Genomic DNA, 22040 nt, shown 5'->3' on the forward strand with positions numbered 1-22040 from the left:
GGTTTGCGATGGCGCAGACAGCGCCACGAACCGCGCCCGCTCATGCTGTCTCCATTCCGTCATGAGCGGGGACCTCCAGGGTCACGCTCCGCTGCCGCCTCCGGGCCTGACCGCTCATGAGTCCGCCGCGCTCACTCATGCCAGACCTCCCTTTCCTGACTTTCCGAACAGCAGCTCGGACAGATAGTCGTGCAGCTTGTGGAATTCCGGCGTGCGCATCATCTCCGGCAGCCGCGGACGCGGCAGGTCGATCTCGACCAGCTCCAGCACCCGGCCCGGCCGCGGGCTCATCACGGCCACCACGTCGGACAGGAACACAGCCTCCGCGATGCCGTGCGTGACCATCAGGGTGGTCGCCGGTTTCTCGGTCCAGATCCGCAGCAATTCCAGATTGAGCCGCTGCCTGGTCATGTCGTCGAGGGCGCCGAACGGCTCGTCCAGCAGCAGCACGGTCGGCTTCACCACCAGCGCCCGCGCGATCGACACGCGCTGGCGCATGCCGCCGGACAGCTGCGCCGGTTTGGCCTTCTCGAAACCCTCCAGACCGACCAGCCGGATCAGGTCGGCGATCTGCCCTGGCTCCGGTGTCATCCCGGCGACCTGCAGCGGCAGCTTGATGTTCGACTCCACCGACCGCCACGGCAGCAGCGCCGAATCCTGGAACGCGATGCCCAGCTCGTGGTGCCCGCGCAATTCGGCGGGCGTCTCGCCGTTGATCAACGCCTGGCCCGCGGTCGGCGTCTCCAGACCGGCGAGAATGCGCAGCACCGTCGACTTGCCGCAGCCGGAGGGGCCCAGCAGCGACAGGAAGGCGCCCTGCTCGGTGTGCAGATCCACGGAATCCAACGCCTGCACCGTTTTCCGCCCTACCCGGAAGGTCTTGGTCAACCCGCTGAGGTGAATTCCGGTCCCTCCGGCGGTACCGCTTTCCGTGCTCATGACGGCCACCCTAGGAGCACCCGGTTGCGCGGATATTGCGAATGGCGTCGTCAGATTGCGCAATCGTTACGGTGCGCACGACGGCCGCCGCGCGGATTTCGAATCGCGGCGATCCGATGCGGATGAGATGCGGCCCGCCGCTGGTTGCAGGACAAGTGAACCCGATCATCACGCTGCTCGACGCCAAGCTGCACATCGCGGGCTCGGAGATCCTCTGGCGCGAAGTGATCGGCAACGGCTTCGGCCTGGCCTCCGCGATCGGCGGGATGCGGCGGCGAGTCTGGGCCTGGCCGATCGGCATCGCCGGGAACGCCCTGCTGTTCACGGTGTTCGTCGGTGCGATCTTCCACACACCGCAGCAGCTGAACATGGCGGGACAGGCCGGACGCCAAGTGATATTCATCGCGGTGAGCGGCTATGGGTGGTGGAGCTGGTACCGCCGCGCGAGGGCGGACACCGGTCCCGCGCAGCGCGGTGTCTCGCCGCGCTGGGCGAGCGCCCGCGAACGATGGCTGCTCGTGGCGGCCATGCTGCTCGGGACCGCAGGTTTCGCTCAGCTCTTCGGGTGGATCGGCTCGTTCGGCCCATGGGCGGAGGCGTGGATCTTCACCGGCTCGGCGCTGGCGACCTACGGCATGGCCCGCGGCTGGGCCGAATTCTGGTTGATCTGGATCGCCGTCGATCTGGTCGGAATCCCGCTCCTGGTACGGGCGGGCTACTACCCGTCGGCGACGTTGTATCTGGTCTACGCGGGCTTCGTCGTGTGGGGCTTCCTGGTGTGGGTGCGAACCCTGCGCCGAGACACCGGCACCGATGCGCCGCTCGATCGGGTTGCCGCCGCCGTCGACGATCGGTAATCGGCTGTCGCCGGTTCATTCAGGGGTCACTCCATGGCTACCTTCCAGAAACATCATTCGACACACCCCGGGAACATTAGCGGTGCCACCTGTTTGCCACACTTGCGGAGACGCCCACCACTGACCGGAGCGCCGGTTGCTCGGCATCCTGGCGGCCGTGTCGCGCCGCCACCGGGGGCGAGCGGTTGTCCGACAATGTGACCACCATAATCTGAATCCATACAACGACGCGCCGTCGCCGCCGATGGGCCGAACCCGCAAGCAATGGGCCGACGATCATGTGAACCGGTTGCTGCTGAACGAAGGCCATGCCGTGATGTCGCAGCTCACGATACGGCACCAAATACTCCACAACGGCGGATCGGACATCAATCACAGCGCGGACCGGGCGGGCTAGACCACGTCGACCCGCACGCCCGCGGCGCGGATGGTCGCGACCGCCGCTGGATCGGCGTCGGTGTCGGTCACCAGCAGATGCACCTGCTCGATGCCGCAGATGCGGGCCAGCGCGGTGCGCTCCAGCTTGTCCGCGGTGGCCACCACCAGCACTCGCCCGGAACGACGGACCATCTCGGTGGTCACCCCGGCCTCGTCGATGTGCCTGCACTGGGCGCCGCCCTCGGCGGAGATCGCGTTCACGCCGAGGATCAGGTCGTCGAGCCGCAATTCGGCCAGCGCCCGCTCGGCCAGCGGTCCGTGCAGTTCGTAGGACTCGCGCCGCGCCACGCCGCCGAGGATGATCGTGCGCACGTGCGGCCGCAGCACCATCTCGCCCGCGATGTTCAGTGCGTTGGTGACGATGGTCAGCTGCTCGTCGCCGGACAGTCCGAGGTCGGTCCGTCCGGCCAGCGCCCTGGCCACCGCCGTGGTGGTGGTGCCGCCGTTCATCCCCACCACCGCGTGCGGATCGATCAGCGCGGCGGCGTGTTCGGCGATGCGCTGCTTGGCTTCGCCGCCGGACTGCCGGTAGCGAGCGGGCAGGTCGTAGGCCACGGCGGTGGCCACAACGCCGCCGTGCGTCCTGGTCGCCAGCTGCTGCTCGGCGAGCGCGGTGAAATCGCGGCGCACGGTCGCGGGGGACACACCGAGTCGCTCGGCGGCTTCCTCCACCGAGAGCCGTCCGGATTCGGCGAGCAGTTCCAGCAACCGGTTCCACCGTTGCGGGCGATCGGTCGGCCCGGTCATCTCAGACCGCCCCGGTCGTGCGGGAAACCTGCTGTTTCGGTGTGCACGCGAACCATATGACCACAGGGATTCCGCTCACGTCAGCGCGAGGCCGGAATTCACGAAATAGGCGATTTCCTCGCATATTTCGTCGAGACCGAGCGCCGAGTCCGGCGCCGTGCTCTGCACGAACTCCTGGGCAAGCGAATTGACCGCGCCGATCACGGCCAGAGCGAACAGATCGAAACGCCGCCGCGACCCGGTCTCGCCGCGCTCGATGGCGCGTTCGGCCTCGCCCACCAGCAACTCCGACAGCAAGCGGCGCTGCTGCCTGCGCCACTCCTCCACCGCGGCACTCACACCGACCACCTCGACATAGCACACCCGGGCTCGGCGCGGGTCGGCACACGTGACTCCCAGATACGCCCGAAAACCCGCCACGACACGGGTGGCCAGCGGCTCGCCCGCGGTTTCCGCGAGCGCGGCGAGCGCGCTGTCCAAGGCCTGCGCGGTGATGCTGTTCGCCAGCGCGATGAGCAATGCCTCGCGGCTGCCCATGTCCTCGTAGAAACTGCGCGTGGAGACATTGGCGAAGGCACAGAGCCGCTCGATGGACGTGGCCGCGTAGCCCTGGGTGCCGAATAGTTCGAGCGCGGCGTCGATCAGCCGGGTCTGCCGCTGGGCTACCCGCTGCTCCTTGGTCAGCCCGCCGTAGTGGCGACCGTCCTTGGCTCCGTGATCCTGCCGTGTCACCATTCGATGCTACCGCGCGGCAATCGCTGGTCTGCGCCGCGAACGTCGATCCGCGACGATCCCTTTGGCGCGCCAGCGGGCGTTCGGGCCATGGACGGCAAGGGATCTGGCCAAGGTCCGGCTATTTCACACTGCCCGCTGTGAGCCCCGCCACCAAGCGCTTCTCGATCACCGCGAACAGCAGCACCACCGGAATGATGCCGACGGTGGAAATGGCGAACACGTATTGCCACGCCGTGTCGTACTGACCGACGAACTTGGTCAACGCCACCGACAGCGGCTGGTTCTCCGGCGTGGTGAGCACCACCAGGCTGGCGGCGAACTCGTTCCAGCACGCCACCACGACGAAGATCGTCGCCGTGACGATGCCCGGCCACACCAGCGGCAGGCTCACCCGGATCAGCGTCTGCCAGCGAGTCAACCCGTCGAGCAGCGCGGCCTCCTCGATCTCGATCGGGATCGCCGCGAAGAAACTGTGCAGGATCCACACCGCGAACGACAGGTTGAACGCCGCGTTCACCAGGATCATCGCCAGCCAGGTGTCGTTGATGCCGAGGGCGAAGAACTCCCGGATCAACCCGGTGACCAGAACGGTGGGCTGCAACATCTGGGTGACCAGCACCAAGCCGAGAAACACGCCGCGGCCCGGAAAGCGATGACGGGCCGTGTAATACCCCGCCGGTATCGCGACCAGCAACACCAGCGCGGTGGCGCAGACCGCGATGATGATCGTGCTGGCCAGGTTGAACGGCAGCGGCGTCTCCGGTGTGTCCCACACGGTCGCGTAGTTGTCCGGGTGCCAGGACCGCGGTAGATACGTCGGCGGGATGCGCAGGATCTCGACCCTGCTCTTCAGCGAGCCGAGCACCATCACGACGAACGGCAGCAGGAACAGCGCGGCCAGCACCACCCCGACCGCGGTGAGCTCCCAGCGCCGCCTTCTTGCCCGTGCGGGCACCGCGGTGGGATGCGGCGTATCGAGCACCTGCTCGACCGGCGCCACCTCGGTCCTGGTCGTCATCGGTCGATCTCCTGGGTCGGGCGGACCACCTTCACGTAGATCGCGATGACGACCAGGATCAGCGCGAAGTTCAGCACGCTCATCGCGGCCGCCGTATCGATCTGCTGGTTCTGCCGGATCAGCTTGAAGGTCAGCGTGGTCGTGGTGTCGGCGGAGAAACCCGCGATGCTTCCGGTGATCACCTGCAGAATCGGCAGTGAGTTGAACACGTTGATGATGTTGATGATGGTGGCCACCGCGATCGCCGGGCGCAGCTGCGGCAGCGTGAGATAGCGGTAGCGCTGCCATGCGCTCGCCCCGTCGACCCGCCCCGCCTCCTCGATCTCCGCCGGAATCGATTGCAGCCCGGCCAGAATCGTGTAGGTCGTGAACGGCACCGAGACGAACACCGCGACGCCCATCGCCACGAGGAACGCCTGCGTCGGCTGCTTGGTGAAGCCGTAGCCCCGTTCCAGCACACCGATGTCGACCAGTAACCGGTTGGCGATGCCGACGTCCGGATCGAGCAGGTAGTAGAAGATGGTCGTCGTCATCACCACCGACGCCGCCCACGGCACCAGTATCGCCATCCGCACCGCCGTGCGGCCGGGGAAGTCCTTGTTCAGGAACTGGGCCAGCGCCGCGGACAACACCAGCGTGATCAGCACGACGCCGACCACCCAGACCACCGTGTGGACCAGCACCGACCCGAGTTCCGAGATGCCGAACAGCGCCCGGTAGTTGGCCAGCCCGGCGTTGCCCCGGTCCTGACCGTAGGCGCTGAGGTCTCTGGTGCTGGTCCACACCATGTAGCAAGCCGGGAAGGCGACGATGGCCGCGATCAAGACCAGCGACGGCCCGATCCACGGCAGCGCCGGCAGTATTCCTCTGCGCCGCACGTTACTTCGCGGCTTCCTGGATCCGCCGCAACACCTGGGCCGGGTCCGCGCCCTGGGCGATGGTGCCCATCTGCTGGCGGATTGCTCCCTGCGCGGCGGCCCATTTCGGGTTGTTGCTGGGATAGAACCGCGCCACCGGAAGCGTCGCGGCGAACGCCTTGGTGACCGGGTCGTCGGCGAGCGCGGCCGCGGCGCTGTGCGTGATCGGGATGAAACCCTCGTGCTCGACGAAATTCGCGTACACGGCGGCGGAGTAGAAGTAGTCGAGGAACTTCCTGATCGACTCGGCCTTCTTGCCGTCCTTCTTGAACGCCATCAGGTGGTCGGCGACCCCGAGGGTGACCGGCGCGCCGGTCTTGGTCGGCGACGGCGCGGTCGCGTAGCGCAGGCCGGGGTTCTTCGCGGCGATCTGTCCGATGGTGGGCGGTAGCGCCTCGATCATGCCGATCTTGCCCTGGATGAAGGCGTTGATCACGTCTTTGCGGTCGGTCGCGCCCGGATTCGGCTGTGTCGCACCCGCATCGATGAGGTCACGCATGGCCCGCACACCCTCCAGGTTCTGCGGGGTGTCCACGGTGATCCGGTCGCCGTCCGCCCAGGCGCCGCCCGCGCCGAAGGTCCAGATGGACGTCTCCCCCTGTGCCTCCTCGCTGCCCAATGGCAGTCCGTACCCGGAGACGCCGCCGCCAAGTGCCTGGATCTTCTTGGCAGCGTCGGTCAGCTCGGCCCAGGTCTTCGGCGGCCGGGTGATGCCCGCCTTGTCGAACAGCTCGGTGTTGTAGAACAGCGTGCGGGTGGAGGCGAACAGCGGCAGCGCGTACTGCGTGCCGTTCAGCGCGGCGTTCTGCGCGAAACTCGGCTGGATGTCGGCCAGCACCGGCGCGGAGACGATCTCGGCCGCCGGGTACAGCATGCCGTCGCCGGCGAAGCTGGCGTAGGCGTCGATATTGAGGATGTCCGGGGTGGTGGACGTGGACTGGAGCTTGGTGCGCACCACGTCGTTGATCGAGTTCCAGGACTCCATCTGCAGATTGACGGTGAGGCCCGGGTTCTGCTTCTGGAACTCGGCGATGATGCCGTCCCACAGAGCCTTGGTGCCCGTCGCGCCGTCGCTGTAGGCGGGCGCGAGGAAGTTGATCGTGGTGTCGGAGTCCGCGGCGTCTTTCGAACCGAATCCGCAGGACGACAGGGCCAGCGCGAGGCCGGTGACCATCGCGACTCCGGCAAGCACGCGGTGGAATGGTCTTTTCACGAGCAGAACCTTTCAGATTTACCCACCGGGCGCCAACGGAGGAACCGATGATGGGAGGACGCACCGTCCGTGCACCTCAATCTAGCCCGGTCGGTGATCAGATGTGACCGATTTGCACGTAAATTTGACATGAATGATCACGCGGGGTGAAGCTGTTCGTGTGCCCGCCGAACACACCCCCGCGCCGCATCTGGCCACCGAGGTAGCCACCCAGCCGGACGACTGGGCGAATGCCGAGACCGTCGCCGCCGACCACCGCGCCGTGCTACCCCAACCGGGTGAACGTGTGGCCGTAATAGGTTGCGGAACATCGTTTTTCATGTCGCAAGCGATCGCCGCACTACGCGAGGACGCGGGTCACGGCGTTACCGACGCGTGGCCCGCCAGCGCGGTGCGCGATCGCGACTACGACCGGTACCTGGTGATCTGCCGGTCCGGGACCACCACCGAAGTGGTGCGCGCGATGCGGGCCATTCCGGCGCACATCCCGCGGGCGGTGATCTGCTCCAGCCCCGGCACACCCGTGCTCGACCTCGGCGATCCGATCCTCATCGAGCGGGTCGACGAGCAGTCGGTGGTGCAGACCCGCTTCGCGACCACCACCCTCGCCATCCTGCGCTGGCACCTGGGCCAGAACCTGACGCCGGTGATCGCCCAGGCCCGCGCGGTGCTCGCCGAGGATCCCGCCGAGTCCCTGGCCGCGGTGCGCGCCGCGGAGCAGATCAGTTTCGTCGGGATGGGATTCGCGGCGGCCATCGCCGACGAAGCGGCGCTCAAGCTGCGGGAATCCTGCCAATCCTGGACCGAGGCGTACTTGGCCACCGAATATCGCCACGGCCCGATCAGCATCTCCGCGCCCGGCCGCGCGGTCTGGGCCTTCGGGCCGCTGGAGCCGGACTTCGCCGGGGATGTCGCCGCCACCGGCGCACACCTGGAACACCGCGACATCGACCCGATGGCGGACCTGATCCGGGTGCACCGGCTGTGCCTCCTGCGCTCCGCCGACCTTGGCCTGGACCCCGACCACCCGCGCAGCCTCAACCGCTCCGTCGTCCTGAAGTGACGACCGGAGCCGTGTGATGATTCCCGCTCGGCGCGGCCGATGCCGCGTGATGCCCGGGCTCGCAGCCGACTCGCCCAGATGCCAGGTGGCAACACACCCTGCGACACAACCACCGGGCACCATGCCGCGACTCCAGCCTTCGCGAACCGCAGTCCCATCAGCACCGGGGACTAGCGCACTGCACGGCGCCGCACCGGCAACAACCGCGCCACCGGGCGCGCCCGCCCGATTCCGGGCCACGCCTGCCCTCCCACCGCGCGACGCGGGCGTTTCCTTCCCGGCCGCGTGTGCGGCAGCACGGGCGCGACCAGGAACTACTGTGCCGAACATGGGAACCAAACAGCCGGAGACTCCCGCCCGCTTCGGCGTGACCAGATCCGGATCACCCGGACCGGATTTCGCCCGCTCCGCAACCACACCGGACATAGCCGAACCGCCGAGCACAAGCTCGCGCTCCACGACCGGCCCCGAAGCGGACGCAACGGACTTCGACCGACCGGCCGCCGAACCGGACGTGGTCGAGCAGCGCCCGATGCCCTCGAACTCCGGTGCTACCCGGCCCAGCACACATACGACGGAGTTCACCCGCTCCGCCGCACCGGACAAACACGAGCAGCCCGCAACCACGCTCCGCCCGACAGCTGTGACGAGAGCTGCCGCGCCTTTGCCCGATGACGCGCTCGTGCTCGGGTTGGATGTCGGCGGAACCACCATCAAAGGCGAGATCTCCGATGCTCAGGGGACCGCGCTGGCGGTCGGCGCGGTCCCGACGCCGCTCGGCGCGGCCGCCTTCGACGCCATGGGCGATTTGGGCGAGCGATTGCTGGCCGAGCTACCGGAATCCGACCGCCGCCGCGTCGGGCGCGCGGCCGTCGTACTGCCCGGGATCGTCGACGTCGCCCGATCCGTCGCGGTGTTCAGCAGCAACGTCGGCTGGCGAGACGTGCATGTCGGCGACCGTTTCACCGAGCGCTGGGGTCTGCCGACGCTGATCGAGCACGATGTCGCCGTCGCCGGTTGGGCGGAAGCGCGTTACGGCGCGGGACGGAGCCACGAGAACGTGTGCGTCGTCATCCTCGGCACCGGCATCTCCGGGACTCTGTCCGTCGGCGGTCGGCTGGTGCGCAGCGGCTACGGACAAGTCGGCGAGTACGGGCACATACCGGTGCGGCGCGACGGATTGCCCTGTCCCTGCGGCAATATCGGCTGCGTCGAGACGGTCGCCTCGGGCGCGGCGATCGCGCGGGCCTACACCCACCGGACAGGACGCGAGATCTCCGGCGCCGCTGAAGTTTTCGCACTCATGCCCACCGACCCCGACGCCGCTGCCGTCGTCCAGGACGCCGTCGACGCACTCGCCGACGGTCTGGTAGGCATCGTGCACGCCGCCTGCCCCGAGCTGATCGTTCTCGGCGGCGGACTCGCCGGAGCGGGCGCGGCGCTCACCGAGCCACTACACCGAGCACTGGCCGACCGGCTCCGCCTGGTCCCCACACCCCGTGTGGTGCTCGGCGAATTCGGCGCCCGCGCAGGCCTGGCGGGTGCTTCCCTCCTCGCACGGAAGGGAGAACTGGCATGACACGCACACCCGCCAACCAAATCCACCCGACCTCCGCACCCCGAATTACCTCCGCCGGGCACCGCACACACGCAAAGCTCGCGAGCCACGCACAATTCGCACGGCAGGGAGCACCCGCATGACAGAGCACTCCGAGCTGATTATTCGGGGGCGCATCGTCTCGGCGAGTGTCGTCCTGGATGACGGTGTGGTGATGACGTCCGGGGAGCGGATCATCGCGGTGCGGTCGTTCGCGCAATGGCGGGCCGTCCACCCGGATTTACCGGAGCCGCCATTTTCCGGAACGGTGCTGCCGGGGCTTGTGGATATTCACAATCACGGCGGGTTCGGGCATCGGTTCGACACGGTGGACGCCGCGGAGGCGAGAGCGGCGGCCGAGGCGCACCACGCGAGCGGCTCCACCACCGTGGTGGCGAGCGTGGTCACCGGACCTGCCCCGGCGATGGTGGCGCAGATCGCCGTACTGCGCGTACTGGCCGAGGAGGGCGTGCTCGGAGGCATCCACGTCGAGGGACCTTTCCTGGCCGAAGCCCGATGCGGAGCACAGGATCCGCGGTTCCTGCGCGACCCGGATCCGGACCTGACCGACCAACTGCTGGCCGCGGGCGGCGCGTGGCTCCGCGCGATGACGCTCGCGCCGGAGCGCCCTGGATATGCGGACGTCGCAAGGCGGTTGGTCGACCACGGTGTGGTGGTCGCGCTCGGCCACAGCGACGCCGACTACCGGACTTTCCGTAATGCCTTGCACCCCAGCGGATTCGGCAGCGTCGTCACGCATCTGGCGAACGGGATGCCACCGCTGCATCACCGCGAAGCCGGTCCGGTCGCCGCGGCTCTGGTCACCGCGGCGGCAGGTGACGTGACCGTGGAGCTGATCGGCGACGGTGTGCACGTCGATCCCGGCTTCGCCGCGCTGGTGTTCGCGACCGCGCCGGGGCGGGTCGCGCTGGTCACCGATGCCATGCAGGCGGCGGGGCTCGGGGACGGCGAATACCGGCTCGGCCCACAGTCGGTCACGGTGCGCGACGGGGTGGCGCGAATCGCCAACGGGTCGATCGCGGGTGGGGTCAGCACGCTGTTGCAGTGTGTGGCGCGGGCGGTGCGAGAATCCAATGTCCCGCTGCGGGACGCGGTGCTGGCGGCCACCTGCACTCCGGCGACCGCGCTGGGACTCGCGGAGGTCGGTGACCTGCGGCCCGGCTACTTCGCCGACATATTGACAGTCAGTGACAATCTCCAGTTGCGCCGGGTGCTCAGACGTGGACAGTGGTTGACGTGATCCTCACCGTGACAATGAATCCCGCGTACGACATGACCTACCGGGTCGAACGCTTCGAACGCGGGCAGGCCCACCGGGTCCGCTCGGTGGAGCAGCGCATCGGCGGCAAGGGCATCAACGTGACCCGGGTGCTGAATCAGCTCGGCAAATACGCCAAGGCCACCGGTTTCTCCGACCACGCTTTCGCGGCTGCCGCCGAACTGGAGATGCCGGTGGACTTCGTGCACGCCCTGCCCTGGGTGCGCCGCACCGTGGTGATCAGCGAATCCGAGGACGGCACCGCCACCGCGCTGTGGGAACCGGGCGCCCGGGTCTCCAATCCGCACGCGGCCGAGCAACTGGCCGTCCGGGTGGCCGGGCTGCTACCCGAGATCGCGGGCCTGGTCATCTCCGGCTCGTTGCCGGGCGGCATCGAACCCTCGCTTCCCGCCGAGATCGCACGCACCGCCATCGCGGCCGACGTGCCGACCATCGTCGACGTCGACGGCGAGGCGTTGCGCCTGGCCGCCCAGGTGCCGGGCATCGTGCTCACGCCGAATCGCGGCGAAGTGCATCGCCTCACCGGCACCGAACCCGACAGCACCGACGCCGTCGTGGCCGCCGCCTACCCTCTCGTCGAACGCGGCGTGCGCGCCGTGATCACCACCCGCGGTGCGGAAGGAATGGTCGCGGTCACCGCCGACGGCGCGTGGTCGGCCGCGCTCCCTGAGCCGCTAGCCGGAAACCCCACGGGCGCAGGAGATTCCGTGGTGGCTGCGGTGATCGCCGCCCTTTCCACCGACTCCAGCCCCGACTGGGCGGCCCTGCTCACCGACGCGGTGGCGACTTCCGCGTCCGCCGTGGTCATCCCGGTGGCCGGTGAGATCGACCGCGGTCTGCGGACCCGCCTCGCCCCGACCGTCCGCGTCGAACGACTGGATCTACCAAAACCTCAGGAAACTTCACCATGACGATCGCCGACCGCACCGAGTGCGCCGACGAGGTCGGTCCCCACCGCCCGGGCCAACACTCCAGCCTCGGCACAGCGGCAGTAGCTGCCCGCCACCACGCTCGACAGTACCGACGAGCAGCCCGCAGGCGCGGCGCAGCGCATCGAGGCGGCCCGCACCACGGTCACGGACTTCGGCATTGCCCCCCAATCCCGTCATGCGGCGGGCCGGACTCCCGACCGGCCCAACCTGTGCACGTAGCCGACACAACCCCTTTTCGGCGTCGAGATTCAGCGACCATACAACCCCGGCTCAGCCCACCCAGTGAGTTCGCCCATGCCTAATTGCCACCCGATGCCGCCACCCGGCGGGCTGGACTGCCGACTGGTTCAACGTGTGCGCGGGGTCGGCACAGCCCCTGTTCCCCATCCAGATTCGGCGGCCGTACAACGCGGTCCAGCCCACCCGACCGGCCCCACGCACCGGGCATCACGAAAGCATGAGCTATGCCGCTGACCTCTGTTCCGGAACTGATTGCGGCGGCCCGTCCCGGCGGGCTAGGCGCGTTCAACGTGATCACCCTCGAGCACGCCGAGGCGATCGCCGCCGCCGCGGAGTCGTCGAAAAGGCCGGTGGTACTTCAGCTTTCGGAGAACACGGCGATCTACCACGGGAGCGTCGCCCCGCTCGCCCTCGCCTGCCTGCGCATTGCCGCCGACAGCAGCGCGGCCGTCGCGGTCCATCTCGACCATGCCACCACCGCCGAATTGGTCCATGAAGCGGTCGACCTCGGTATCCGCTCGGTCATGTTCGACGGCTCCACCCTCGATTACGCCGACAACCTCGCCGCCACCGCCCGCATCGCCCGGTGGTGCCATGACCGCGGCGTACACATCGAAGCCGAACTCGGCGAAGTCGGCGGCAAAGACGGCGCCCACGCCCCCGGCGCACGCACCGACCCCGACGAGGCCGTCGAATTCGTCGATGTCACCGGCGTAGACGCGCTAGCGGTGGCGGTCGGCTCCTCGCACGCCATGCACACCCGCACCGCGGAACTCGACAACGACCTGATCGCCCGCCTGGCGGCGAAAGTCCCGGTCCCCCTCGTACTGCACGGCTCCTCCGGCGTCCCCGACGAAGGCCTACGCGCCGCCGTCGCCCACGGCATGACCAAGATAAACATCGCCACCCGCCTCAACATCCAGATGACCACCACCATCCGCACCACCCTGTCCACCAACCCCACCCTCTCCGACCCCCGCAAATACCTCACCCCCGCCCGCACCGCCATCCAATCGGAAGTCGAACACTTCCTCCACCTCCTCGCCTGATCCCCCGCGAGTGGCACACCACGGAGAGATCTTCTCGCGTTTCGCCGCAGCCAGGCGCCACTCGCCGATAGGAACGGCCGGTGGCGCGGACGAGGGAGTTGGCGCCACCGGCCGGTCGGGTGGTGGAGCAGGGCAGTTGTCCACCGGTCGAGCTGTCGATGGATTGGTTGCATCGACGGGGCCACTCTTCCCGCTCTGGCTGAGTGTTGCTTGTAGCCGAGCTGTGAGTCAGCTGGGAGTAGTGCGGTTGCGGTTCTCGCTCACTGAGCGAGTTCGGCGGATCGAATCGCCGCTGTGAATGCGGACCACTGGGCGGGTGTGAAGGCAAGGACGGGCCGGACGTCCGGTGTGCCCTGAAACTTGCTGTCACGGACCAGTACTCGGCCGCTGTCGAAGCACACCTCGACGCAGGTCTGGCTGTCGTTGGAATAGGAAGATTTGAACCAACCGGTACTGCTCACCCGGCCGAGTTTAATCCGGCCGCGGTCGCCCGGATCAGCGCCAAGGACTCGGCCCGAGACAGCGCCAACGAACGCGCTCGCTCGAACACAAAACCCAAGTCGCGCACTTTGGTTTCCTTTCGACTTTCGTCATCGATGATGATCTGGCCGAATACCGCTGATTCGTGCCAGGCCAGCGTCGGCAGACGAGGGCTGGCGAAGTCGAGCAGGTGGTATGTGGAGCTTGCCGGAACGCTGTCCGCGGCCGTGAACGGGATGACCTGCAGCTCGACGTTCTCCGAGTGCGACTCGAGGAGGTCGGCAAGGTGAACCAGTTGACGACGCAGCACATCCGGACCGCCTACCTGCTGACGGAGTGCCGCCTCTCCGACAACCGCCCGGAGCGAAACCGGGCTCTCGCCTGAGAGCCTTTGCTGCCGATGAAGTCTCGCCTCGACTCGCTGATCGACTTCGATCGCCCGTACCGTCGCTCCTGCGGATAGCATCTGTGCCCGAATGAACTCCTCACCTTGCAGGAGGCCAGGCATCATGACGCTTTCATAGGTCCGGATCGACTCGGCTCCCCACTCCATTCCGTAGTAGCGAAGGATCTCGTCGCCGAACAACGCGGAGTATCGACTCCACCATCCGCGCCGCTTCGCGGCCTCACGCAGCGCCAGCAGTTCGCGCTGTTCGCTGCGATCGATCTCGAGGATGTCCAGCAGTTGCTCGAGCTTGTCCTTGGGGAGCAGGTTGCGCTCGTTCTCGATGTGCGACCAGTACGCGGCCGAGACATCGAGCGCTCTGGTGATCGAGGCGGCTCCAATGCCCAACTCCAACCGCCGCTGCCGAAGCCTGAGCGCCAGTTCCCAACGCGCAACCGCGGGTGACAGCGCCATGCCAGCACAATACAGCCGACAATGCTGCCCAAACAGTTCCGTAAATTGACTTGTATACTTTAGAATTCGGGGGTCGCGCATCACAGGCGGGGGCTTCTGGACCCGCTCGGCGGGGATGGAGGGGGTTCCGAATGTCTGTGCACGTCATCGACCGGGCTTGGATGGTGAGTGATCGGACGCCGCATCAGGCGCGGCGGGTCAGTGAGGACGCGTGGGTGGTGTCCTATCTGCGCGGGCGGATGGTGACGACGGAGCAGGCGACAGCGGCTATCCAAGCGGCGGAAGCGGTTTCGCTGATGGAGGAGTTGGCGAGCCGCATCGGGCTCACGGCGATGGAAGCGCTCGGCCTGGTCGTCATCGAGAAGCCGTGGGATGCCCGTGATGGGTACCGGTTGCCGCGCCCGGGCGGGCGGCATCGTCGATGACTCGCGCGTTTCGCGCACTGCCCGGCAATACCAGTCGACAACAGGGGGTAATCGCGGTGCGACCGCTGCCGACCAAAGAACTTGTCCTGCATGCCTGCCGCGCGGCGCCGCGCCGCGATCATCCGATCCTGACGTCCGCCCACCTACTCGCCGGACTGCATCAGCGTCGGCTACTTACCGAACCGGGTGGGGCGAACGACATCGATCAGCATCGGGCCGGGCTCGTCATCGCCATCGACCGCTGGGTCGCCACCGAGACGCCGCTTCCGCACGGCGGCGCGCTCATGCACACCGAGACCGTCGGCATGGTGATCGACCGGCTCGCCCAGTTCTCCGCGTCCGCTCACGAAATACTGCCCAGCGCACCGGAATGGGCCGTGCACGACGCCTGGGAGCGCCTCGCCGAACTCGCGCTCGGGTACGAAGACCTCGCCTACGAGGTCGCGGCGGGTCTGCGCCGCCTGCCGTACCTCAGCGGTCCACGCTCGGCGTCATGAACCTCCGGCACCGTGCTCGAGATCCGGCCAGGCGCGCGCTTCGACGCGGGCGCGCACTCGAGCGACGTCGGCTTCGGAGGGCATGTCGTTGGTGATCTTGGTGATGGTGACCTGGATATCGGTCGTGTCGCCGGGATCGGCCAGCTCGGCGGCGATCCGAGCCACCTCCTCGTCGGACAGGCGGCGGCGCAGCAGAGCGAGCAGCGGGATGTAGTCGGATTCCGGGACACCCTCCGGATATCCGGCCCGCAGCCAGTCGATGATCGCGCTTAGGAACGGAGGCATCGGCGATCGCTTCTCGGTCAGTCGGAATCGGCGGGCGGGTCGGCCAAGGGCCAGCCACCCGCCGCCAAGTGGGAGGCGACGCGGGCAATGTCGTCGTCGTCCGGTTGCTCCTTCGCGATCCGGGCGATGGCCTGCTCGATCTCCACGCGGGTGATCCCGGATTCCGGATTCGAGGCCGCCAACTCCTCGGCGATGGCGGCCACCTCGTAGTCGGTGAGGTGGCGATGCAGCACCGCCAACAGCGCGACGTAGTCCGACTGCGGAACGCCCTGCGGGTAACCCGCACGCAGCCAGCTCACGATCTTGCCGAGCAGCTTCGGCCGGAGTTTCGCTTGATCGGTCACATCGCCGCCCTTCATGCCTGTCCGAACAGATGGATGCCGAATCTGGCCGCCAGGAACGCTCTGGCCGTGTACAGGATCCCACTGATGATCGCCGCGACGACCACCACGAGGCACAGCAGCGCGACCGCGAGCGCCGGATAGTTGCGCCGCACCGTGCGTCCGTCCGCGGCGACGGTGGCCGACAAAGACCAGAACCGCACCCCGATCGCGAAGATCATCGGCAAGCCCGCGCCGAGCAGCAGCCCGGCCACGGTGACCTTCCCCAGCGAGTTCAGATTCGTGACGAGAGTGTGCACGCCTGGTCCTCCTACACCTGGGCCGAATGGGTCGAGTTGGATGGGGTGGCCGGGCCGCCGTCAGCAGGCTTCTCCGTGATCGCCTGGGGATCGGTATTGTCGCCCGGCCACTCATTGACGTTTCCGGTGTGCACCGGGTTGCGCCGCGACCGCAGATACATCAGCGCCGACAGCGCGATCAGGATGGCGAACACCACGAGCACGCCCGCCAACCCGCCGATGACGTGCGCGATGGCCCAGCAGATCGCCCCGGCCACCCCGGCCAGCGGCAAGGTGAGCAACCAGGCGACCACCATTCGTCCCATCACGCTCCACCGCACCTCCGCGCCCTTGCCGAGGCCGGTGCCGAGGATCGAGCCGGTCGCGGTCTGCGTGGTGGACAGCGGCAACCCGAAGTGCGCGGAGGTGAGGATGATCGCCGCCGAGGCGGACTCGGCGGCCAAGCCCTGCGGTGAGTCGATTTCGACCAGGCCCTTGCCGAGCGTCCGGATGATCCGCCAGCCCCCGAGATAGGTACCCGCAGCGATCGCCACGGCACATGCGGCCATCACCCACAGCGGCATCTCGTCGTTCTTGGTGAGCGTCCCGTGCGCCACGAGCGCGAGGAAGATCACGCCCATCGTCTTCTGGGCGTCATTGGTGCCGTGCGCCAGCGAGACCAGCGAGGCGGAGCCGATCTGCCCCCAGCGGAAGCCCTGGGTGACCTTGTCCTCGTCGGAGCCCCTGGTGATCCGGTAGACCAGCCAGGTGCCGATCGCCGAGACCAGCGCGGCGACGATCGGGGCGAGCACCGCGGGAAGAATGATCTTGGTGACCACGCCGTCCGAACCGGACGCCCAGATCACCCCGCTCCAGCCGAGCGCGGCCAGCGTCGCGCCGATCAGACCGCCGAACAGCGCGTGCGAAGAACTCGACGGCAACCCGAACAGCCAGGTCAGCAGGTTCCACAGAATCCCGCCGACCAGCCCGGCGAACACGATGACGAGCAGATCGTGACCCGACACCGCGTCGAGGCGGACGATGCCCTTGGCCACGGTCGCGGCGACGGCGACCGACAGGAACGCGCCGATCAGGTTCAGCACCGCCGAGAGCGCGACCGCGATGCGCGGCCGGAGCGCACCGGTGGCGATCGAGGTCGCCATGGCGTTGGCGGTGTCGTGGAATCCGTTGGTGAAATCGAAGACGAGCGCCGTGCCGATGACGATCAGGAGAACCAGTAGTTCGACGGTCACGCCTCCAGTGTGAAGCACAGGTTAATTCCGGTGCCGCCCGGTTGCCGCGAACCGTTCGTCCAGGATGGGCTAGCCTGGTTCGCCCTGCTCACCCGAATCGGGTGCAGCCGGAGGCCACCGGCCGACCGGCGAAGCGATCGTCGATCCACTCGGTGGCGCCGGGGATGCCGCTGAGCCCGACCAGGAAGTGTTCGCCGAGGTAGACCTGGAAATCAACCGACGTCCCGGCGCGACACCAGTCCGCGTAGAGTTTCTCCGCGCCGGCCAGCGGCACCCATGGATCGTGCGAGGCGTGATAGAGGAACACCGGCACCGTCGGCGCGGCGGCGCCCATCCGATTGGCGGCCAGGATCTCCTTGATCACCGGCAGGTCGGTGGGCGCGGACGCGTCGGTGAGCACCTGCACCGGGATCGGCGCCACGACCCCGGCGAACTCCTGCGCGGACATGCAGAAGTCCTTGCCGATCTGGGCCAGGCGCCAGCCGTTGTCGTTCATCAACCCGAGCATCTCCGGGTACTCCCGCGCCAGCCCGAGCGTCGCGGCCAGGAAGACCCCGGACGCGAGGTTGCGGCCGTTCATGGTGTCCAGCAGCATGCCGAAGTCGGCGGGGACGCCGCCGAACGCCGCACCCACCAGGTTCAGCTCCGGCGCGTACTCCGGCGCCAACTGGGCGGCCCACCCGCTGGCGATGGCGCCACCGGAGTATCCCGTGAGCACCGTCGGCGTGTCCGGTCGCAAGCCCAGCTCCGGGGTTCCCACCACGGCCCGGATCGCGTCGAGCACCGCGTGCCCGGCCATCACGCCCGCCCCGTAGGCCTGCCGTGGGCCCTGATGATCGGGCACGAGCACGGCATAGCCCTTCGACAGGGGAATCTGCGCGGCCCAGAGCTTGGCCGACAGCTCGCCCTTGAGCTCGTAGGACGGCGCGCACCGATGCCCGAGCGAATCGATGGCGGCATTGAACGTCAACAGTGGGCGCGGTCCCGGCCCGGTCCACGGCGTCCTCGGCACCAGCAGCGTCGCGACCACCGGAACCGGGCGTCCCTTGGCATCGGTGGATCGCAGCAGCAGTTCGGTGGAGGTCAACGGAAACAGCGTCAGGCCGGTGCCGCCGGGGCGGGCGGCCAGAACCGTCCCGAGCGGCTGGCTCTCGAACTCCGGCGGCGGCGTGTAGAAGGGATCGCCCAGCGGCGTGGGCAGAATTCCGCTGTACTCGCGCGACGGCGTGAGCAACTGCTCGATCGGATTCGCCTGCGCGGGCATCCCGACCGCACTCACCGCCACAGCGCCGAGCAGCGCCACCAGCACTCGGGCAGACCGCCCGCCCAGCAACTTTCGCATCATCCCACCCACCCGCCGATTCCTTGTCCGGAGCACGAACCGGCCGAACCATTGCATTGTGGCGGCCATCCGGAACCTTGCGCTGCCCATACTTACAGTGGCTCAACGTGCTTCGCACGCCCGACACGCGCCCTCGGCGGAGCGGGCGTGCTTCACTTCGAAAGCGGTGATCAGGGCAGCAGCGCGCGAACGGTGTCGATGGTGTCCGCGTCGGCGGGTTCCTTGTCCGGGCGGTAGCGCACGACGCGAGCGAAACGCAATGCGACGCCGCCGGGATAGCGCGGGCTCACCTGGACCCCGTCGAGGGCGATCTCGACGACCAGCCGCGGCCACAGGTACACGGTGTGCTGATCGCGGGATCGCTCGTGCCGCGGGAATTCGGCGGTCTGCCAGTGCAGCAGCGCGTCGGTGAGACCTTTGAAGGTCTTGCCCACCATGACCGGGTCGCCCGTGTCCGGGTCGCGGGCGCCGAGGTGCAGATTCGACAGGTAGCCCGTGCGGCGGCCGTAGCCCCACTCGGCGCCGAGCACGATCAGATCGAGGGTGTGCGTCGGCTTGATCTTCTGCCAGGCCCGGCCGCGCCTGCCCGCCGCGTACGGCGCGGTCAACGACTTGACCATCACGCCCTCGTGCCCCGCCGCGAGCGCGCCGTCGAAATATTCGGCGGCCGCCTCGGCGTCCGGCCGCAGCAGCGCGGGAATGCTGTGCTCACCGGCCACTTCGGTCAGCGCGGCGCGCCGCTCAGCCAGCGGAGCGTCGAGCAGGTCCCGGCCGTCCAGGTGCAGGCAGTCGAAGAAGTACGGGTGCAGCAGCAGCTCGCGCGTGGAACTCACCTCGGCGAAACGGCTCATGGTCTCCTGGAACGGGCGCGGCCGCCCGGCGTCGGTGAGCGCGAGCGTCTCCCCGTCCAGCACCACGCTCGTGCAGTGCAGACCGGCCACCAACTCGACCAGCTCCGGAACGCCCGCGGTGATGTCGCGCAGCGTCCTGGTGAACACCCGCACCTGGTCCCCATTCCGATGCACCTGGATGCGGGCGCCGTCCAGCTTGTGCTCGACGCTCACCTCGCCCTCGAATTCGAGCAGCGCCTCGTCCAGCGTCGCGCCGGGCGAGGCGAGCATCGGCTGGATCGGACGGCCGACCTCGAGCCGGAATGCGGCGAGCGCGGCGGCGCCGCCGGTCAGCGCGGCCGCGGCGGTGACCGGCAACTGGCCCGACAGCATGTACGCCCGGCGAACCAGGTCGGCGGGGACGTCGGCGGCGATCGCCACGGCTTCGGCGACGACGGCCGTCAGCGCGCCCTGGCGCAACTCCCCGGTCAGCAGGCGCAGCAGAAAGCTCTGCTCATCCGCGGTGGCGGCGGACCACAGCGCGGTGAGCAGTTCCTTCCGCCGGGCCGCCGACCCGGGGCCGGAGGTCTCGGCCAGATCGCTCAGCGCGGCGTGCACCGCGGGCACCGTCAGCGTCGCCGCGGCCGCTGGTGGATGATCCAGCGCGGCGAGTGTGCGCCAACCCGTCCCGATCCGGCCCTGCGGCAGTTCACCGGATACCCAGGCGACCACCGGCGCCAGCTCCTGCGGCGCGGCCGACGTCAGCAGCCCCGCCAAGGTGGCGATCTTCGTCTTTCGCGACCTGGTCGCCCGCACAGTCTCCGAGGCCAGGACGACATCCGAGAACAACACCCTGCCGACGGTAGCCCCGAGGTATGACACCCATGCGGCGACCCGAGTGCTAATCGCACATTGGCACGGATGCGAAACCGCCCATAGGCTGGGCCCATGGCCAAGACTTACGTCGGGGCGCGGCTGCGTCAGCTGCGGACCGAACGCGGACTGAGCCAGGTCTCGCTGGCACAGCAGCTGGAGATCTCGGCGAGCTACCTCAACCAGATCGAACACGACGTGCGCCCGCTGACCGTACCGGTGCTGCTGAAGATCAGCGACCTGTTCGGCGTCGACGCGACCTTCTTCGCCGCCCAGGACGACACCCGGCTCATCGCCGAGCTGCAAGAGGTCGTCATGGACCAGGAGCTGGGTATCGAGGCCGACGCCCAGGAGATCGCGGACATCGTCTCGGCGCATCCGAGCATGGCCCGCGCGCTGGTCAACATGCACAACCGCTACCGCAACACCTCCGCGCAGCTGGCCGCGGCCACCGAGGACCGGTTCGCCGACGGCGCGGGCAGCGGCGCGATCAGCAAGCCGCACGAGGAAGTGCGCGACTACTTCTATCAGCGCCAGAACTACATCCACGAGCTGGACACGGCTGCCGAAGAACTCACCGCCCGGATCCGCTTCCACGGCGGCGACGTGAACAGCGAGGTCGCCAGGATGCTGCGCGCGCACGACGTGCGGATCACCGAACGCATCGATCTCGGCGAGGGCGTGCTGCACCGCTACGACCCCCAGACGCGGAACCTGGAGATCGCCCCGCATCTGTCCGGTGGGCAGCGCACCTTCAAGCTGGCCGCCGAGCTGGCCTACTTCGAATGCGGCGACCTGCTGGAAAAGCTGGTCGAGGAGGGCAATTTCGCCTCCGAGGACGCCCGCAAGCTGGCGATGCTCGGCCTGGCCAACTACTTCGCGGCGGCGACCGTGCTGCCGTACACGCACTTCCACGAGGTGGCCGAGGATTTCCGCTACGACATCGAGCGGCTGTCGGCGTTCTTCACCCAGAGCTACGAGACAATCTGCCACCGGCTCTCCACGCTGCAACGACCGTCGCTGCGCGGCGTCCCGTTCTCGTTCGTCCGGGTCGACCGGGCGGGCAACATGTCCAAGCGCCAGTCCGCCACGGGTTTCCACTTCTCCTCGAGCGGCGGGACCTGCCCGCTGTGGAACGTCTACGAGACCTTCGCCTATCCCGGCAAGATCATGACGCAGATCGCCCAGATGCCCGATGGCCGCAAGTACCTGTGGGTGGCCCGCACGGTGGAGCGCCGCGCCACCCGCTACGGCCAGCCGAGCAAGACCTTCGCCATCGGCCTCGGCTGCGAGCTGCGCCACGCGAGCCGCGTGATCTACGCCGACGGCATCGATCTCGACGAAGTGCAGCCGACACCGATCGGCGCCGGCTGCCGGGTATGCGAGCGGGCCAACTGCCCGCAGCGCGCGTTCCCGCCCCTGGGCAAGGTGCTCGACATCAGCGAGCACCGCAGCTCGGTCTCGCCGTACGTGCTGAAGTAGTCGCCCCGATCCGGCCGGTATCGGGAGTACCGACACCGGCCGGAGATCAT

General features: G+C 68.2%; 24 protein-coding genes. 10 read left to right on the forward strand and 14 right to left on the reverse strand.

Annotated features, from left to right (window positions below):
* Positions 1-135 precede the first annotated feature (135 nt).
* The gene (locus tag ON34_RS25835; protein WP_040784278.1) at positions 136-939 is read right to left on the reverse strand and encodes an ABC transporter ATP-binding protein; all 804 of its coding nucleotides are present in this window, start codon (positions 937-939) and stop codon (positions 136-138) included.
* Positions 940-1094: 155 nt separating this feature from the next.
* Here ON34_RS25835 and ON34_RS25840 point away from each other — a divergent pair, with 155 nt between their 5' ends.
* Positions 1095-1796 (forward strand): nicotinamide mononucleotide transporter family protein, encoded by a 702-nt coding sequence (locus ON34_RS25840; protein WP_040784279.1) that lies wholly within the window; start codon positions 1095-1097, stop codon positions 1794-1796.
* Between the two features lie 136 nt (positions 1797-1932).
* Positions 1933-2193: a hypothetical protein gene (locus ON34_RS36335; RefSeq protein WP_157172432.1), complete on the forward strand. Its 261-nt coding sequence runs from the start codon at positions 1933-1935 to the stop codon at positions 2191-2193.
* On the opposite strand, the gene ON34_RS25845 is transcribed toward ON34_RS36335, so the two are convergent.
* The 5 genes from ON34_RS25845 to ON34_RS25865 form a co-directional block, all read right to left on the reverse strand.
* Positions 2190-2981, reverse strand: coding sequence for a DeoR/GlpR family DNA-binding transcription regulator (locus tag ON34_RS25845; protein WP_040784064.1), 792 nt, complete (start codon positions 2979-2981; stop codon positions 2190-2192). The two genes, ON34_RS36335 and ON34_RS25845, sit on opposite strands and share 4 nt — an antisense overlap.
* Positions 2982-3056: 75 nt before the next feature.
* The gene (locus tag ON34_RS25850) at positions 3057-3713 is read right to left on the reverse strand and encodes a TetR/AcrR family transcriptional regulator (RefSeq protein ID WP_040784280.1); all 657 of its coding nucleotides are present in this window, start codon (positions 3711-3713) and stop codon (positions 3057-3059) included.
* 121 nt (positions 3714-3834) lie between these two features.
* Entirely contained in the window at positions 3835-4734 is a 900-nt protein-coding gene (locus ON34_RS25855; RefSeq protein WP_083889774.1) for a carbohydrate ABC transporter permease, read from the reverse strand.
* On the reverse strand, positions 4731-5612 hold the full coding sequence (locus ON34_RS25860) for a carbohydrate ABC transporter permease (RefSeq protein ID WP_040784067.1): 882 nt from the start codon (positions 5610-5612) through the stop codon (positions 4731-4733). The genes ON34_RS25855 and ON34_RS25860 overlap by 4 nt, the downstream gene beginning before the upstream one ends.
* A 1-nt stretch (position 5613) precedes the next feature.
* The gene (locus ON34_RS25865; protein WP_245548189.1) at positions 5614-6864 is read right to left on the reverse strand and encodes an extracellular solute-binding protein; all 1251 of its coding nucleotides are present in this window, start codon (positions 6862-6864) and stop codon (positions 5614-5616) included.
* Between the two features lie 133 nt (positions 6865-6997).
* Between ON34_RS25865 and ON34_RS25870 the strand changes: the two genes are divergently transcribed.
* The 5 genes from ON34_RS25870 to ON34_RS25890 all read left to right on the forward strand — a co-directional run bounded on the left by ON34_RS25870 (position 6998) and on the right by ON34_RS25890 (position 13045).
* Positions 6998-7927, forward strand: a complete 930-nt coding sequence (locus ON34_RS25870; protein ID WP_051023103.1) for an SIS domain-containing protein — start codon at positions 6998-7000, stop codon at positions 7925-7927.
* A gap of 328 nt (positions 7928-8255) precedes the next feature.
* Positions 8256-9506, forward strand: coding sequence for an ROK family protein (locus ON34_RS25875; protein WP_245548190.1), 1251 nt, complete (start codon positions 8256-8258; stop codon positions 9504-9506).
* Positions 9507-9624: 118 nt separating this feature from the next.
* On the forward strand, positions 9625-10785 hold the full coding sequence (locus tag ON34_RS25880) for an N-acetylglucosamine-6-phosphate deacetylase (RefSeq protein ID WP_040784074.1): 1161 nt from the start codon (positions 9625-9627) through the stop codon (positions 10783-10785).
* Positions 10782-11735 (forward strand): 1-phosphofructokinase, encoded by a 954-nt coding sequence (locus tag ON34_RS25885; RefSeq protein WP_083889776.1) that lies wholly within the window; start codon positions 10782-10784, stop codon positions 11733-11735. Before ON34_RS25880 ends, ON34_RS25885 begins: the two co-directional genes overlap by 4 nt.
* 485 nt (positions 11736-12220) lie before the next feature.
* Positions 12221-13045 carry a class II fructose-bisphosphate aldolase gene (locus tag ON34_RS25890; RefSeq protein ID WP_040784077.1) on the forward strand — a complete coding sequence of 275 codons (825 nt, stop codon included), beginning with the start codon at positions 12221-12223 and terminating at the stop codon, positions 13043-13045.
* Positions 13046-13305: 260 nt separating this feature from the next.
* Here the strand turns inward: ON34_RS25890 and ON34_RS25895 are convergent, their stop codons facing one another.
* Both ON34_RS25895 and ON34_RS25900 read right to left on the reverse strand, forming a co-directional pair.
* Positions 13306-13506, reverse strand: coding sequence for a DUF397 domain-containing protein (locus ON34_RS25895; protein WP_083889778.1), 201 nt, complete (start codon positions 13504-13506; stop codon positions 13306-13308).
* A complete protein-coding gene (locus tag ON34_RS25900) occupies positions 13503-14384 on the reverse strand; it encodes a DUF5753 domain-containing protein (protein WP_040784083.1) in 882 nt (293 codons plus the stop codon). Before ON34_RS25900 ends, ON34_RS25895 begins: the two co-directional genes overlap by 4 nt.
* A gap of 131 nt (positions 14385-14515) precedes the next feature.
* On the opposite strand from ON34_RS25900, the gene ON34_RS25905 reads away from it, so the two are divergent.
* Together ON34_RS25905 and ON34_RS25910 are read left to right on the forward strand one after the other, a co-directional pair.
* Positions 14516-14809, forward strand: coding sequence for a hypothetical protein (locus ON34_RS25905; protein ID WP_040784086.1), 294 nt, complete (start codon positions 14516-14518; stop codon positions 14807-14809).
* Positions 14806-15306, forward strand: coding sequence for a DUF4254 domain-containing protein (locus tag ON34_RS25910; RefSeq protein WP_083889780.1), 501 nt, complete (start codon positions 14806-14808; stop codon positions 15304-15306). Before ON34_RS25905 ends, ON34_RS25910 begins: the two co-directional genes overlap by 4 nt.
* Here ON34_RS25910 and ON34_RS25915 read toward each other — a convergent pair.
* The 6 genes from ON34_RS25915 to ON34_RS25940 form a co-directional block, all read right to left on the reverse strand.
* Positions 15301-15591, reverse strand: a complete 291-nt coding sequence (locus ON34_RS25915; protein ID WP_040784090.1) for a DUF3349 domain-containing protein — start codon at positions 15589-15591, stop codon at positions 15301-15303. The genes ON34_RS25910 and ON34_RS25915 overlap by 6 nt on opposite strands.
* 17 nt (positions 15592-15608) lie before the next feature.
* The gene (locus ON34_RS25920) at positions 15609-15935 is read right to left on the reverse strand and encodes a DUF3349 domain-containing protein (protein ID WP_040784290.1); all 327 of its coding nucleotides are present in this window, start codon (positions 15933-15935) and stop codon (positions 15609-15611) included.
* 11 nt (positions 15936-15946) lie between these two features.
* The gene (locus ON34_RS25925; RefSeq protein ID WP_040784091.1) at positions 15947-16231 is read right to left on the reverse strand and encodes a hypothetical protein; all 285 of its coding nucleotides are present in this window, start codon (positions 16229-16231) and stop codon (positions 15947-15949) included.
* 11 nt (positions 16232-16242) lie between these two features.
* Positions 16243-17463, reverse strand: coding sequence for an inorganic phosphate transporter (locus ON34_RS25930; RefSeq protein ID WP_040784093.1), 1221 nt, complete (start codon positions 17461-17463; stop codon positions 16243-16245).
* Positions 17464-17551: 88 nt separating this feature from the next.
* Positions 17552-18808: a lipase family protein gene (locus ON34_RS25935; protein ID WP_051023105.1), complete on the reverse strand. Its 1257-nt coding sequence runs from the start codon at positions 18806-18808 to the stop codon at positions 17552-17554.
* 167 nt (positions 18809-18975) lie between these two features.
* Positions 18976-20487 carry an ATP-dependent DNA ligase gene (locus ON34_RS25940; RefSeq protein ID WP_040784094.1) on the reverse strand — a complete coding sequence of 504 codons (1512 nt, stop codon included), beginning with the start codon at positions 20485-20487 and terminating at the stop codon, positions 18976-18978.
* Positions 20488-20583: 96 nt separating this feature from the next.
* Between ON34_RS25940 and ramB the strand changes: the two genes are divergently transcribed.
* Positions 20584-21990 (forward strand): acetate metabolism transcriptional regulator RamB, encoded by a 1407-nt coding sequence (gene ramB, locus ON34_RS25945; protein WP_040784097.1) that lies wholly within the window; start codon positions 20584-20586, stop codon positions 21988-21990.
* The last annotated feature ends 50 nt before the right edge of the window (positions 21991-22040 follow it).

It is taken from the genome of Nocardia pneumoniae NBRC 100136 (assembly GCF_000308755.1).
Taxonomy (GTDB): domain Bacteria; phylum Actinomycetota; class Actinomycetes; order Mycobacteriales; family Mycobacteriaceae; genus Nocardia; species Nocardia pneumoniae.

What these genes read in the sequence shown, in the direction of transcription:
- ON34_RS25870 (WP_051023103.1), top strand. Translation starts at nt 6,998, where the DNA reads ATGATCACGCGGGGTGAAGCTGTTCGTGTGCCCGCCGAACACACCCCC.
- ramB (WP_040784097.1), top strand. Translation starts at nt 20,584, where the DNA reads ATGGCCAAGACTTACGTCGGGGCGCGGCTGCGTCAGCTGCGGACCGAA.
- ON34_RS25845 (WP_040784064.1), bottom strand. Translation starts at nt 2,981, where the DNA reads ATGACCGGGCCGACCGATCGCCCGCAACGGTGGAACCGGTTGCTGGAA.
- ON34_RS25890 (WP_040784077.1), top strand. Translation starts at nt 12,221, where the DNA reads ATGCCGCTGACCTCTGTTCCGGAACTGATTGCGGCGGCCCGTCCCGGC.
- ON34_RS25855 (WP_083889774.1), bottom strand. Translation starts at nt 4,734, where the DNA reads ATGACGACCAGGACCGAGGTGGCGCCGGTCGAGCAGGTGCTCGATACG.
- ON34_RS25935 (WP_051023105.1), bottom strand. Translation starts at nt 18,808, where the DNA reads ATGATGCGAAAGTTGCTGGGCGGGCGGTCTGCCCGAGTGCTGGTGGCG.
- ON34_RS25880 (WP_040784074.1), top strand. Translation starts at nt 9,625, where the DNA reads ATGACAGAGCACTCCGAGCTGATTATTCGGGGGCGCATCGTCTCGGCG.
- ON34_RS25900 (WP_040784083.1), bottom strand. Translation starts at nt 14,384, where the DNA reads ATGGCGCTGTCACCCGCGGTTGCGCGTTGGGAACTGGCGCTCAGGCTT.
- ON34_RS25910 (WP_083889780.1), top strand. Translation starts at nt 14,806, where the DNA reads ATGACTCGCGCGTTTCGCGCACTGCCCGGCAATACCAGTCGACAACAG.
- ON34_RS25915 (WP_040784090.1), bottom strand. Translation starts at nt 15,591, where the DNA reads ATGCCTCCGTTCCTAAGCGCGATCATCGACTGGCTGCGGGCCGGATAT.
- ON34_RS25835 (WP_040784278.1), bottom strand. Translation starts at nt 939, where the DNA reads ATGAGCACGGAAAGCGGTACCGCCGGAGGGACCGGAATTCACCTCAGC.
- ON34_RS25875 (WP_245548190.1), top strand. Translation starts at nt 8,256, where the DNA reads ATGGGAACCAAACAGCCGGAGACTCCCGCCCGCTTCGGCGTGACCAGA.
- ON34_RS25905 (WP_040784086.1), top strand. Translation starts at nt 14,516, where the DNA reads ATGTCTGTGCACGTCATCGACCGGGCTTGGATGGTGAGTGATCGGACG.